This window comes from Zeimonas sediminis, assembly GCF_023721795.1.
Lineage (GTDB): Bacteria > Pseudomonadota > Gammaproteobacteria > Burkholderiales > Burkholderiaceae_E > Zeimonas > Zeimonas sediminis.
Genome location: NZ_JAMQYE010000001.1, coordinates 2527894 through 2539812 on the forward strand (window position 1 = coordinate 2527894; position 11919 = coordinate 2539812).

An 11919-nucleotide genomic window follows, 5' to 3' on the forward strand; every position below is an offset into this window, starting at 1 on the left:
TGCCGCTCCAGGGCGTCGGTTCTCGGGATGGGTCATGGTCCGGCCCCTCAGCCCGACTCGTGGGAGGGCGGCCGGAGCCGGTGAAAACCGGTCGCGTCCTGGTAGGCCTTCCCGATCTCCAGGATCGTCCGTTCCGCGAAGGGCTTGCCCACGATCTGCACGCCGAGCGGCAGCCCGTCGTGCAGGCCGGCGGGCATCGACAGGCCGCACAGGCCCAGGTAGTTCGCGGGCCGGGTCAGGTAGCCCGGCAGCGGTGAGAACTCGTCGATCTCGTCGACCGGGGGCGCCGGCACCGCCATCGTGGGAAGCAGGACCGCGTCGTAGCGACGGAACCACTCGGCGAACTCCGCCCGCTTCTGCCCCATCATCCTGAGGGTTTCCGCATACTCGCCGGGCTTCTGCTGGCGCGCCCCCAGCACGCGGGCGCGCACCGCGTCGCCGATCGCCTGCGACGGATCCTCCACCCGGTCGCGCACCATCGAATAGCATTCCGCCGCGATGATCGTGCCCGCCGCCTTCGACAGCTCGAAGTACCACTCGGGAAGGCGCGCCGGCACCACGTCGGCGCCCAGCTTCTCGAGCTGCCGCGCGGCATCGGTCCACGCGGCGACGGCCGCCGGATGCATGAAGTCGGGAAGCTGTCCGGCGTCGGGCAGGGCGATCCGCACGCCCGCCAGCGAATCGACCCGCAAGGCGTCCGGGAGCTCGAGCGGCGGCTGCGACAGGGTCGCCGGATCGCGAGGATCCGGCCCGGCCAGCACGCGCAACAACTGTGCGCAGTCCTCGACGCTGCGGCACAGGGGCCCGATCGAGTCCAGCGTCCAGCTCAACAGGCCGGTGCCGTGCAGGCTGATGCGGCCGTAGGTGACCTTCAAGCCGACGAGCCCGTTGAAGCCCGAGGGAATCCGCACCGAGCCGCCGGTGTCGCTGCCTATGCCCGCCGGCGCCAATCCCGCCGCGACGGCGACGGCCGTGCCGCTCGACGATCCGCCGGGCACACGATGGCGCTTCGGATCCCAGGGATTCCAGGGCGTGCCCATCAGGGGATTCGTTCCCCAGCCGCCGAAGGCGAACTCGACCATGTGGAGCTTGCCCAACGGGATCATGCCGGCCGCGAGCAGTCGCTCGACGGTTGCCGAGGTCGTGTCGGCCCGCCGCCCGGACCACATCTTCGAGCCGATCGTGCCGACCCGGCCGGCGATGTCGCAGAGGTCCTTGATCCCGATCGGAAGCCCGTGCAGCGGGCCGAGCGGCATGCCGGCGGCACGCGCGCGATCGGCGGCATCGGCGAGCTGGCGCGCCTCGTCGCGATAGACCTCGACGTAGGCGCTCAGCTTGCCGTTCAGGCGATCGATGCGATCGAGATGGGCTTCGACGATCTCGCGACTCGAGCAGCGGGCGCTGCGCAGCGCCTCGCCCTGCTCGGCGAGCGTCATGTCGGCGATGTCGATGGTCGTCCTCCGGCGAATGGCTCTGTCGGCCACGGCGGGTCGGCGAATCGCCGCCCTCCTCGTTCCGGCCGATCATCGGGAACCCGGACGGGACTGTCAACCTCTGGCGGACCATTCCGGAACGAGGTCGGCATGGGCCCCTCGAGCGCGGTCGGCCCTGACGCTCGGTCGTTCGGCTGATGGACACTCGATCCCGGATCGGGGACTCTCGGTCGTCGAAAAACCCGGAAGTCGCGAGTCATGGTATATACCGTATACACAAGCCACGGTCTTCTGGAGCTAACCATGCTGAGCCGGGTCTTCAGGAGCGGCAACTCGCAGGCCGTTCGCATCCCGAAGGATCTCGCCTTCGATCCCGGAGTGCATGAAGTCGAGATCGAACGGCATGGCGATGGGTTGCTCATCCGCCCGGCCAAGCGCGAATCCTTCGAGGGCCTCGCTGCAGCGCTTGCCGCCTTCCCGTCCGGATTCATGACCGACGGCCGCGCCCCCCAGGACCAGGCCGAACGCGAATGGCCGGACATTCCGAGCGACAGCCGCTGATGCCTCGCGCCTTCATGTCCCCGCAACCATGCGCTACCTGCTCGACACCAACATCTGCATCTACCTGATCCGGCGCCATCCGCCGGCCGTGCTCGAGCGGTTCGAGGCCCTGGCACGCGGCGAAGTCGGCATGTCGGTCGTCACCCTGGCCGAACTCCGGCACGGCGTCGAGGCAATGGGTGCCGAACGCGACCGGGCCGCTCGAGCCCTGACCGGGCTGCTCGCCTACATCCCCGCCCAGGCCTTCGATGTCGAAGCCGCCGGGTGCTATGGTGTTCTCGCTGCGGCAGTTCGCGAGCGCCGCCGCGACGCGCTCGACCGGCTCATCGCTGCCCATGCGATACGTCTGGACGCCACGCTGGTCACGAACAACGAAGCGGACTTCGCCGGCTACCCCCGGCTGCGCATCGAGAACTGGGTCCGGGGACCTGTCTGAAAGCGAGTCAGCCCCGCCTGGCCACGATCCGCCGCCCGTCCGCCGCGACCAGCACCAACGCCCCGTCCGCGCCGATCTCGAAGCGCCGCACCTGCGCCAGCAGCCCAAGGAAGCGCTGCTCCTGCTGCATCAGCGCCGGCGCGCAGGCCATCTTCGTGACGGCCATCTTGCTGCCCACGACCAGCCCCTCGCCGCTCAGCTCGTAGCCGCCCGTGTAGCGGTTGCACGAGGCCCGGCCGGCGACCCGCCCGTCGTCGCCGAAGCGCAGCGTGACCCGCGAGCCGTCGACGACGCCGCCGCCGCCGATGTCCTCGACCACCCACTCGGCGCCCTGCAGCAGCGAGGCAGGCTCGCCGCCGCAGCCCACGAAGACCTTGCCCCGGTACTCGATCCGCACCGACTTCGGGTAGGGCATGCCGGTCATCGTGTCGGCGCAGCGAAGGTCAGCGGCAGTCGCGGTCAGCGGCCCGTCGGCGGCCTGCACGGTCCAGGTGGTCTTGCCGGCCGCGAGCACCGGCTCGCCGGCCCGGCGAAAGACACGGACGTCGCCGTCGGCGGTCTCGAAGCGAAGGCCCGGCCCATAGATCTCGAGCCGCCAGCCGGGCTCGTTGCCCGAGGCCCGGAAGGCCTGCGAGCCGTGCGCGACCACGCGGCACTCCGGCCAGGCCTCGCCGCGCAGCGTGACCATGGCTCGCTGGCCGCGGCTCCAGAACACGGTCGTCGCATCGCCCTGCGCCTCGAACTTCGCGCCCGACGCGGCCGGCACCGGGCGCAGCGCGAAGCGCTCGCCGCCCACGCGCATCTCCATCTGCTCGCCGGCGTAGCCGATCGTGAGCTCGCGGTTGGCGCAACGCAGCTTCACCGCGAAGGCCTCCGCGCGCGCGCTTCGTTCGCCCGCCGGCGCGGGCCTCGTCGAAGGCGCATCCGGCGCCACCGCACAGGCCGACAGCGCGAGGCCGAGCGGCAGCACCACGGAGCGGGACACGGAGGCGGAAGGGCGGCGGGTCACTTGCTGTCTCCTCTCGTGAATCGGCCCTCGGCGAAGACTGGATCGGCCCTCGGCGAGGACGACGGCGAAATCCCCCGCCCCTGCCGATGCAGGATGTAGAGAACGGCCGGAAAACCGCATGAATGCCGGTGCGGCGCTCTGACCAGCGCGTGGTCGCCGTCGCCACCGTGCCCGCTCACCGCGTACGCGACTCTGCGACCCGAGCTGGTCGGCGCGAAGCGGATCTCCTGGCGCAGCGTGCTCATGCGGCAAGTCTCGGCGACGAGGGTTCCGCTGTCCATTCACTCACATCCGGCCTGGGCCGCACTTTCGACGCATGCCTCGCAGGCGAACCACCGATGTGGTCGACAACTGCGCCATCGTCAGCACGCTGGGGCGCCCGTGAACTCACGCGGCGGGCCATGAAGGAGCGCTCAATGGGCCGAGCGCGGCCCCCGCGGCCGAGCAGCGGCACGCGGGGCCGGAGCACCCCACGCCATCGGCGGCGTTCCCGCGCGGCATGACTGACGTCGGCGCCACGCGGCCGGTGGCATGCCGAACTCGCGCCGGAACGCCCGGCTGAACGCGGTATCGGTCATGTAGCCGACCTCCTCGGCGATACGCGCAAGTGGCGCATTGCTGCGCACGAGCAGGTTGGACGCCAGCAGCATGCGCCACTGCGACAAGTACTGAATCGGTGCCTGGCCGACAAGCAGCGAGAAGCGTTCGGCGAGCACCGATCGCGAGGTGCCTGCGATGCGTGCAAGTTCCTCCAGCGTCCAGGGGCGCGCAGGCTCGGCGTGCAGTGCGCGCAGCGCCGCGCCGACGATGCGGTCGTTCACACCGGCCAGCCAGCCCGTGCGCCCCTCGGCCTGCTCGTTCATGTAGATGCGCAGCACTTCGATGAACAGGACCTCGGCCAGCTTGGCCAGCACACCCTGGCCGCCGGGCCGAGGCGAGCGTGCCTCGGCAAGCGCATACCGCAGCGAGGTCTCCAGCCACTCGCCTGCGTTCGAGCCTCGCACACCGACCTTGACGACTGGGGGCAGCCCGGCCAGCAGCATGCGCGCCAGGCGTGCGTCGCAGGCCAGGTAGCCGCAGACCAGCTTCGTCGTGGCACCGCCACCACCATACGCTAGCAGCCGGGGGCGGCGAGCCAGCACCTCGTGCAGCCGCGCACCGGACGCTGGAGGCAGCCCCGGCTGCGAACCCATGCGGTGGGCATCGCCGTGCGGGAAGACGACCGCGTCGCCTGCCGCCAGCCGCAGCGGCGGCGCGTCGCCGAGTTCGAGCCAGCATTCACCCTCGGTGATCAGATGGAAGATGACCACTCGCTCTGCGGTTGGCTCCAAGTACGGCGCGGCCTCGTCGGCCGCCGGTGACTGGTAGCACCACGGCGCCGTGAACCGGCCGTGCAGGAAGATCGCGCCGACCAGACGCACCACATGCAGCGTCTGCGACAGGGCATCCATCAGGCCGCTACGTCGACCGGCCGCGCGGCTGACCCCGGTCCTGTATATGCGATCTGCTCGATCCTCACGGGTGTTGCTCCGATCGAAGGTGTGTGTCGATTCTGACGGAGTGACGCCCGGCTGGGAAGCGCCAGAGCCCGCAGACCGGCGCGCATCGGATGTTCGGCCAGGCAAGGCGGACGCCCGGGCAGTCCGGCCGGACGTCGCGGACGTGTGGACAGGACGCACCGACGCGCGAGCAGGATCTCAGGCCTCGTTGCGGCGACACTGCCCCGACGCATCGAGGCCTCAGTGACCACCACGAGAGTCATCCATGTACGCCCCCGCCGACCTCGCCGCCCCCAAAGCACGACAGCAGCCCGTCACGGCCACCGGGGAACACGCGGTCAACACCTCCACGCTGCAATCCATCGGAGCGCTGGCCGCACTGCGCGATGGCGTGAGCCGCTCCGGCCCAAGATCCCGGGTCGTGCCGAACGAGTACCTCGAGTCGGCCATCGACCGGGCATAGGAGGACACCTCATGGAAGCCCGACTGCAGAGACGCGTCCAGCGCTACGGCTGGGACCGAGCCGCAGCCCACTACGACGCGCACTGGCGGCACCAACTGCGCCCCTGCCACGATCGAACACTGGCGATGGCTGCGCTGCGACCAAGGGAGTCGGTCATCGAACTGGCCTGTGGAACGGGGCAGGTCACCTTCGCGGCAGCCGCCGCCGTGGGTCCGACGGGGCGCGTGTGCGCGACCGACATCTCGGAGGCGATGATCGCGACCGCGAGGGAGCAGGCGGCTGCCAGGGGAATCGCAAACGTCGAGTTCGAGCGGATCGATGCGGAGCAGGTGGCGGCCACGGCGCGTCGGTTCGACGCCGGCCTGTGCGCGCTCGGTCTGATGTACTTCCCTGACCCCGAGGGCGCGCTGGCACGATTGGGCCGCGTGTTGCGCCCCGGGGGACGGGTGACGGTGTCCGTGTGGGGGCGCCGCGAATGTTGCGGCTGGGCCGATCTGTTCCCGATCGTCGATGCCCGTGTCGAGTCCGAGGTCTGCCCGCTGTTCTTCCGCCTGGGCACGGAAGGCGCCCTTGACAGGGCATTCGAGGCGGCCGGGTTCACTGGCTTTCGGGCCGAGCGCATCGGTGCCGAGCTCCGCTACCGCGACGACCACGATGCCTGCGCGGCGGCGTTCCTGGGCGGACCGGTGGCGCTCGCCTATGGTCGCTTCGACGCGGCGACGCGTGCCGACGTCGATGCGGAGTACCTTGCTTCCATCGCCCGATATCGTGGTGGGTGCGGGTATGCGATACCGGGCGAGTTCGTCATCGCGACCGCCCGCGTGCCGGATTGAGCGGCCCGGATGTTCACCCAAGCTTCAGACAAAGGAGCACGACCATGTCCATTCAGGACTTGAAGGCATTGATCGAACGCGCCGAGCGCGTGTTCGTCGCGAAGCCCGAGGCAGCCGTGAAGCAGAATCCGCACGCCGTTGCGCGCATCGTCGATGGGGTGCGATGCGAGATCACCGGCCCCGAGGGCGAGCGCGCGACCAGCGACATGCCGCAAGCCCTGGGCGGCACCGGAAGTGCGCCAGTGCCAGGCTGGTACCTGCGCGCCGCGATGGCCGCGTGCAATGCGACTGCCATCCAGATGCGCGCCGCGCGCATGGGCGTCGCGCTGGAGCGGCTCGAGGTGAGCGTGCACAGCCGCTCCGATGCCCGTGGGCTGCTCGGGATGAACGACGTCTCAGCCGCCCTCTCGGACCTGCAGATGACCGTGACGATGGCCGCGCGCGAAGCGAGCCCCGAGCAGTTGCGCGAGTTGGCGCGCTGGGGTGACGACCACTCTCCTGTCGGCTCCACCCTGCGCGCCGGGCCAGCCTACGAGGTCGTGGTCGAGATCGCCCCGCCGTCGGGACAGCCGAACTGGGAGGCCTGAACGAGACCTTGGCAACACCACCGCGGCGGCGCCAAGTTCGATGGCGCCCCCAGCTCTTCGTCATCCTGATGTGGCTGCATGTGCGAGGGGGAGCGGCACTCTGCACAGCGTGGTGTCGAGCCAGTCGAATGCCGCATTCCATTAGACGATGGGCGCCCTGCCCCCCGCAGTGGCCTTCGGCGCCTTCGGCGCGGGTGAACCTGCGGAAGGTGTTCAGGTTCTGCGAAACGATGTACCGGCACCCCTCGAAGGTCGCCGATGGTTCTCGCCATTCCATTTCACCTTGCGCCAAAGCGGTCGGTCATTGACGAGCGGCCGGCGCACATCGCCCAGTACCCGGCGGTCTTGAAGGTGAAGCGGTCGTAAGCGGGGTCAATCGTCAAGTGGCCGGCGACGGCGGCGGCCGCCGCCGTCGCCAGTTGTTTCTGCTCGGAAGGGGGCGTGCCCATCGCCGCCGCCTGCGCGGCTTCGTCGCGCTTGATGCGGGCGTTCTTCAGCGCAAGGGCCGGGTACTCTTGCCGAAGGTCAGCTTCTCGGCCTTGCCGTTCAGCCGGCAGCGGTAGCGCCAGGCGACGACGCCGGTCGAAAACCCCTCCACCTACAGCCCCCGGTCGTCGGCCACTGTGTAGGGCCGATCTCTACACTTCAACGCCTTCAACGCGGTGTCAATCAATGCCATGTCCGCCCTCCGTGTGTCCAAGTGGACCCTGTCCTATGTGTCCAAGTGACTGCTTGGACAGATACTCGGACACACCGGCTCTCGGCTTTCCGTGTCCCAGCTTGGACATTGCAGGAATGAAACCTTCATCTGCGACAATGGCCTGGAGGTGTTCTCTAGATTCCGTCGGACGGTCTGGGAACCCAGGTCATTTCCCGATGCAGAACCTGCTGAAGATCACCCCCAGCAGGTCGTCGGCGGTGAACTCGCCGGTGATCTCGTTCAGGCGCTCCTGGGCGAGTCGCAGCTCCTCGGCGAACAGGTCGAGCCGCCGGTTGCCGTGCTCGGCGTGGCCCGCAGCGTTGGCCGCGTGCGCGGCCGCCGCGCGCAGCGCCACCAGGTGACGCTCGCGCGCGATGAAGGCCGACTCGCCGGCGCCCTGCCAGCCGGCGAGCGCCAGCAGCTCGCGGCGCAGCAGGTCGACACCCTCGCCGGTACGCGCCGACAGCCAGAGCCGCTCGGGCAGCCCGCCCTCGGCGGCCTCGACCCGCGCGGCGTCGCCGGACAGGTCGATCTTGTTGAACACCCGCAGCACCGGCACGCCGGGCCGCAGGCGCCGCGCCAGCTCTTCCTCGATCGTGGCCGCCGAACGGGCCACCGGAAGCGCCGAGGGCTCGGGCGCGATCGCTGCCGCCGCGGCGGCGGCCGCATCGCCCTCGCCGGCGGCGTCCCGGTCGGCCATCGCGTCGAGAAGGTGCAGCACCACGTCGGCCTTCTCGGCCTCGGCCCAGGTGCGGGCGATGCCGATCCGCTCGACCTCGTCCTGCGTGTCGCGCAGCCCCGCGGTGTCGATCACGTTGACCGGCACGCCCTCGATCTGGATCGCCTGCGCGACCCGGTCGCGGGTGGTGCCGGCGATCGGCGTGACGATCGCCACCTCGGCCCCGGCCAGCGCGTTCAGCAGCGAGCTCTTGCCCACGTTGGGCTCGCCGACCAGCACCACGTTCAGGCCCTCGCGCAGCAGCGCGCCCTGCCTGGCTTCGGCCAGCACTTCGGCGAGCCGCTCGCGCACGCGCGCGAGCCGGCCCAGCGCATCGGCCGCCTCGAGGAAGTCGATCTCCTCCTCGGGAAAGTCGAGCGTGGCCTCGACCAGCATCCGCAGCTCGACCAGCTCGTCGACCAGCGCGTGGATCCGCTTCGAGAACTCGCCCGACAGCGAGCGGGTCGCCGAGCGCGCCGCCTGCTCGGTGCTCGCGTCGATCAGGTCGGCCACCGCCTCGGCCTGCCCCAGGTCGAGCTTGTCGTTCAGGTAGGCGCGCTGCGTGAACTCGCCGGGCTGCGCGAGCCGCAAGCCGATCGGCTCGCCGGCCTCCAGCACCCGGCGCAGCAAAAGCTGCATCACCACCGGTCCGCCGTGGCCCTGCAGTTCGAGCACGTCCTCGCCGGTGTAGGAATGCGGCGCGGGAAAGTGGATCGCGATCCCCTGGTCGATCGCGCTGCCGTCGGCCGCGAGAAAGGGCCCGTAGGTCGCGTGCCGCGGGGAAAGCGGGCGCCCGAGCACCGCGTCGATCACGCAGCGCAGGTCCGCCCCCGACACGCGCACGACGCCGATCCCGCCGCGCCCCGGCGCGGTCGCGATCGCAGCGATCGGTGCGTTGTCGGTCATCTTGAACCTTTGCGACGAGACCTCGATGCGGACAGTATCGCGCGCAAACCCGACTCCCCGAAAGAAGAGCGGCGCCCGAAGGCGCCGCCAGGATCAGGATCCTTCCTTCCCTAACCCTTGATCTTCGCCGCCACCGTGGCCTTCTCGATCTGCTTGGTGATGTACCACTGCTGGACGATCGAGTACACGTTGTTGACCAGCCAGTACAGCACCAGGCCCGCCGGGAAGAAGAAGAACATCACCGAGAACACCAGCGGCATGATCATCATGATCTTCGCCTGCATCGGGTCCGGCGGCGTCGGGTTCAGCTTGACCTGGATGAACATCGTGCCGGCCATGATCAGCGGCAGGATGAAGAACGGATCGGGGTTCGACAGGTCCTTGATCCAGCCGATCCAGGGCGCGTCGCGCATCTCCACCGAGGCGAGCAGCACCCAGTACAGCGCGATGAACACCGGGATCTGCACCACGATCGGCAGGCAGCCGCCGAGCGGGTTGATCTTCTCGGTCTTGTAAAGCTCCATCATCGCCTGGTTCATCTTCACGCGATCGTTGGCGTAGCGCTCGCGGATCTGCACGAGCCTCGGCGTGACCGCCTTCATCCGGGCCATCGAACGATAGCTGGCCGCCTGCAGCGGGAAGAAGAGCGTCTTGATGACGATGGTCAGCAGCACGATCGCCCAGCCCCAGTTGCCGACGAAGCCGTGCAGGAACTCGAGCAGCCAGTGGATCGGCTTGGCGATCGCGGTGAGCCATCCGTAGTCGACGGCCAGGTCCAGCCCGGGCGCGGTTTCCTTCAGCATCTGCTGGTCCTGCGGTCCGACCAGCAGGCGCGTCTCGACGCTCGCGGAGGCGCCGGGCGCGATCTCGGCCAGCGGCTGCTTGGCGCCCACCGAGAAAAGGTTGTCGCCGACCTTGCGGGTGTAGAACTCGCGCGCCGCCTTGTCGGCCGGGATCCAGGCCGACACGAAATAGTGCTCGATGATGCCGGCCCAGCCGTCGGTGGCCGTGGTCGAATGCTTGGGCTTGTCCTTCGCGATGTCGTCGAAGGCGACCTTCTGGAACTTGTCGGCGTCGGTGTAGATCACCGGGCCGGTGTAGGTGCTGTAGAACTTGGAGCCGCCCGCCGGCGCGTTGCCGTCGCGGGTCAGCTGCATGTACAGCGTGGGCCGCAGCGGCACGCCCGACAGGTTGGCCACCTCGTCCTTCACCTGGATCACGTAGGCGCCGCGCTTCAGCGTGTAGGTGCGGGTCAGCCTCAGGCCGCCGCTCTCGCCGACGAGCGTCAGCGAAACCGCGTCGCCGCTGCCGATCTCGCGCGCGCCGGCATTGCCGTCGGCCGGCTGCATCGGCGTGCGGTGCGTCGGGAAGGACTCTCCGTTCGGCGCGCCGATCAGGCCGCTCTGCGCGACGTAGACGCCGCTTCCGTCGTCCTTCAGCAGCACGAAATGGCTGCCGTCACGGGCGATCAGGTCGCGGTGCTTCAGCAGCTCGGCGCGGCGGACCACGCCGCCCACCGGATCGATCTCGAGCGACAGCACGTCGTTGACCAGCCGGATGCGCTGGCCGGACGACGCCGCCTGGCCGGCGGGCGCGTCACCGGAGGCCGGCGCCACGCTTGCGCTCGCGGCGGCCGAAGTCGGGGCTGGCGGAATCGTCGCGTCGACCGGCTTGCCGCCGTCTCCAGACCCGGCCGCCTGCTGCTGCGCGGTCGGCGCGCCGCCGAACAGCGACGGCTGGCCGTTGTGCTTCTGCCAGGCATCCCAGAGGAAGAGCAGGGACATCGAGAACACGATCCACAGGATCATTCGCTGGGTCTGCATGGTTCGGCGATCGGTGGACTAGCGGTTTTCGGAGGATGCGGAAGGGGATTCGACCGGCTCGCCGCCGCGCAGCGAGAGCGGGCGATGACACAGGCAACCGAGGCGGCCTTCCAGCCGCTCGGGAACCTCGTCGATCCCTCCGGGATTGAACGGATGGCAACGGACGAAGCGCCGCAACGCGAGCCAGCCGCCGGCCAGCGCGTCGTGCCGTTCGAGGGCCTGCATCGCGTAGTCGGAGCAACTCGGCAGGAACCTGCACCGCGGCGGAAACAGCGGGCTGATCGCGAGCCGATAGGCCCGCACCAGCAACAGCAACACCGCCTTCACGATGCCGGATCCTGACGTGCGACGCCGGCCGCGAGAACCCCGTCGGGCCCGCCTTCGCGGCCAGGACCTTCGTGGCGCCGCAGCGTATCAGAGATTCGCTGCACGGCCCGGTCGGAAAAAAGCGAATCGAGCTCCTGCCGCAGGCCCTGGCGGCGGCGCCTCACCCCTGCCTCGGCGAACCAGTCGGGCCGGCGGCGCAACCTTACCAGCACAGCCAGCGGCAACGCCGAAAGCCCGGCCGCCCGCCACGCTTCGCGAGCGATGCGACGCACCAGGTTGCGGTCGACCGCGCGGGCAAGCTGGCGCTTGGGAACCGCGAGGAAAAGCACACCGGCGCAAGCGGCGCCGGCGTGTGACGCTGGCAACGGCTTCCAGTGCATGACGAAGTGCTCGCCGACGGCCCCGGGGCGGCTGCGGAGCAGCCGCGCGACGAAGTCCGGCGAAGGCGCTGGAGAGGGAGCGGTCAGTGGCTCAGGCGACGCCGAGACGCTTGCGGCCCTTGGCGCGGCGCGAGTTCAGGACTTTGCGCCCGCCGCGGGTTTTCATGCGGACGAGGAAACCGTGGGTGCGCTTGCGGCGCGTGACCGAAGGCTGGAAAGTACGTTTCATGTTCGGGTCCCGAAT

General features: G+C 69.7%; 15 protein-coding genes. 5 read left to right on the forward strand and 10 right to left on the reverse strand.

Features of this window, described 5'->3' with window-relative positions; all coding sequences use genetic code 11:
- Positions 1–47 precede the first annotated feature (47 nt).
- The gene (locus M6I34_RS11955) at positions 48–1436 is read right to left on the reverse strand and encodes an amidase (protein ID WP_272485899.1); all 1389 of its coding nucleotides are present in this window, start codon (positions 1434–1436) and stop codon (positions 48–50) included.
- Positions 1437–1736: 300 nt separating this feature from the next.
- On the opposite strand from M6I34_RS11955, the gene M6I34_RS11960 reads away from it, so the two are divergent.
- Together M6I34_RS11960 and M6I34_RS11965 are read left to right on the forward strand one after the other, a co-directional pair.
- Positions 1737–1994 (forward strand): antitoxin, encoded by a 258-nt coding sequence (locus M6I34_RS11960; protein WP_272485900.1) that lies wholly within the window; start codon positions 1737–1739, stop codon positions 1992–1994.
- Positions 1995–2022: 28 nt separating this feature from the next.
- The gene (locus M6I34_RS11965; protein ID WP_272485901.1) at positions 2023–2430 is read left to right on the forward strand and encodes a type II toxin-antitoxin system VapC family toxin; all 408 of its coding nucleotides are present in this window, start codon (positions 2023–2025) and stop codon (positions 2428–2430) included.
- A 7-nt stretch (positions 2431–2437) separates the two neighbouring features.
- Here M6I34_RS11965 and M6I34_RS11970 read toward each other — a convergent pair whose 3' ends face one another.
- From M6I34_RS11970 to M6I34_RS11980, 3 genes are all read right to left on the reverse strand, one after another.
- On the reverse strand, positions 2438–3439 hold the full coding sequence (locus tag M6I34_RS11970; protein ID WP_272485902.1) for an META domain-containing protein: 1002 nt from the start codon (positions 3437–3439) through the stop codon (positions 2438–2440).
- Complete coding sequence (locus tag M6I34_RS11975; RefSeq protein ID WP_272485903.1) at positions 3436–3684, reverse strand: hypothetical protein; 249 nt, start codon at positions 3682–3684, stop codon at positions 3436–3438. The genes M6I34_RS11970 and M6I34_RS11975 overlap by 4 nt, the downstream gene beginning before the upstream one ends.
- Positions 3685–3852: 168 nt before the next feature.
- Entirely contained in the window at positions 3853–4890 is a 1038-nt protein-coding gene (locus tag M6I34_RS11980) for an AraC family transcriptional regulator (RefSeq protein ID WP_272485904.1), read from the reverse strand.
- Positions 4891–5203: 313 nt separating this feature from the next.
- Here M6I34_RS11980 and M6I34_RS11985 point away from each other — a divergent pair, with 313 nt between their 5' ends.
- Genes M6I34_RS11985 through M6I34_RS11995 form a run of 3 tightly spaced genes read left to right on the forward strand, consistent with a single transcriptional unit; the run spans position 5204 to position 6821 of the window.
- Positions 5204–5401: a hypothetical protein gene (locus M6I34_RS11985; RefSeq protein ID WP_272485905.1), complete on the forward strand. Its 198-nt coding sequence runs from the start codon at positions 5204–5206 to the stop codon at positions 5399–5401.
- Positions 5402–5412: 11 nt separating this feature from the next.
- The gene (locus M6I34_RS11990) at positions 5413–6234 is read left to right on the forward strand and encodes a class I SAM-dependent methyltransferase (protein ID WP_272485906.1); all 822 of its coding nucleotides are present in this window, start codon (positions 5413–5415) and stop codon (positions 6232–6234) included.
- 44 nt (positions 6235–6278) lie between these two features.
- The gene (locus tag M6I34_RS11995; protein ID WP_272485907.1) at positions 6279–6821 is read left to right on the forward strand and encodes an OsmC family protein; all 543 of its coding nucleotides are present in this window, start codon (positions 6279–6281) and stop codon (positions 6819–6821) included.
- 278 nt (positions 6822–7099) lie between these two features.
- Here M6I34_RS11995 and M6I34_RS12000 read toward each other — a convergent pair whose 3' ends face one another.
- The 6 genes from M6I34_RS12000 to rpmH all read right to left on the reverse strand — a co-directional run bounded on the left by M6I34_RS12000 (position 7100) and on the right by rpmH (position 11904).
- Positions 7100–7270, reverse strand: a complete 171-nt coding sequence (locus M6I34_RS12000) for a hypothetical protein (RefSeq protein ID WP_272485908.1) — start codon at positions 7268–7270, stop codon at positions 7100–7102.
- Positions 7271–7687: 417 nt separating this feature from the next.
- Positions 7688–9145 carry a tRNA uridine-5-carboxymethylaminomethyl(34) synthesis GTPase MnmE gene (gene mnmE / locus M6I34_RS12005; protein ID WP_272485909.1) on the reverse strand — a complete coding sequence of 486 codons (1458 nt, stop codon included), beginning with the start codon at positions 9143–9145 and terminating at the stop codon, positions 7688–7690.
- A 110-nt stretch (positions 9146–9255) separates the two neighbouring features.
- On the reverse strand, positions 9256–10968 hold the full coding sequence (gene yidC, locus M6I34_RS12010) for a membrane protein insertase YidC (protein WP_272485910.1): 1713 nt from the start codon (positions 10966–10968) through the stop codon (positions 9256–9258).
- Between the two features lie 18 nt (positions 10969–10986).
- On the reverse strand, positions 10987–11295 hold the full coding sequence (gene yidD, locus M6I34_RS12015) for a membrane protein insertion efficiency factor YidD (protein WP_272485911.1): 309 nt from the start codon (positions 11293–11295) through the stop codon (positions 10987–10989).
- The gene (locus M6I34_RS12020) at positions 11292–11762 is read right to left on the reverse strand and encodes a ribonuclease P protein component (RefSeq protein WP_336254656.1); all 471 of its coding nucleotides are present in this window, start codon (positions 11760–11762) and stop codon (positions 11292–11294) included. Before M6I34_RS12020 ends, yidD begins: the two co-directional genes overlap by 4 nt.
- Positions 11763–11766: 4 nt before the next feature.
- Positions 11767–11904: a 50S ribosomal protein L34 gene (rpmH, locus tag M6I34_RS12025; RefSeq protein ID WP_272485912.1), complete on the reverse strand. Its 138-nt coding sequence runs from the start codon at positions 11902–11904 to the stop codon at positions 11767–11769.
- Positions 11905–11919: the final 15 nt, after the last annotated feature.

Bases quoted from the DNA above. Each gene is read 5' to 3' on its own strand.
- M6I34_RS11955 (WP_272485899.1), bottom strand. From the start codon at position 1,436: ATGACGCTCGCCGAGCAGGGCGAGGCGCTGCGCAGCGCCCGCTGCTCG.
- M6I34_RS11960 (WP_272485900.1), top strand. From the start codon at position 1,737: ATGCTGAGCCGGGTCTTCAGGAGCGGCAACTCGCAGGCCGTTCGCATC.
- M6I34_RS11965 (WP_272485901.1), top strand. From the start codon at position 2,023: ATGCGCTACCTGCTCGACACCAACATCTGCATCTACCTGATCCGGCGC.
- M6I34_RS11975 (WP_272485903.1), bottom strand. From the start codon at position 3,684: ATGAGCACGCTGCGCCAGGAGATCCGCTTCGCGCCGACCAGCTCGGGT.
- M6I34_RS11980 (WP_272485904.1), bottom strand. From the start codon at position 4,890: ATGGATGCCCTGTCGCAGACGCTGCATGTGGTGCGTCTGGTCGGCGCG.
- M6I34_RS11985 (WP_272485905.1), top strand. From the start codon at position 5,204: ATGTACGCCCCCGCCGACCTCGCCGCCCCCAAAGCACGACAGCAGCCC.
- M6I34_RS11990 (WP_272485906.1), top strand. From the start codon at position 5,413: ATGGAAGCCCGACTGCAGAGACGCGTCCAGCGCTACGGCTGGGACCGA.
- M6I34_RS11995 (WP_272485907.1), top strand. From the start codon at position 6,279: ATGTCCATTCAGGACTTGAAGGCATTGATCGAACGCGCCGAGCGCGTG.
- M6I34_RS12000 (WP_272485908.1), bottom strand. From the start codon at position 7,270: ATGGGCACGCCCCCTTCCGAGCAGAAACAACTGGCGACGGCGGCGGCC.
- mnmE (WP_272485909.1), bottom strand. From the start codon at position 9,145: ATGACCGACAACGCACCGATCGCTGCGATCGCGACCGCGCCGGGGCGC.
- yidC (WP_272485910.1), bottom strand. From the start codon at position 10,968: ATGCAGACCCAGCGAATGATCCTGTGGATCGTGTTCTCGATGTCCCTG.
- rpmH (WP_272485912.1), bottom strand. From the start codon at position 11,904: ATGAAACGTACTTTCCAGCCTTCGGTCACGCGCCGCAAGCGCACCCAC.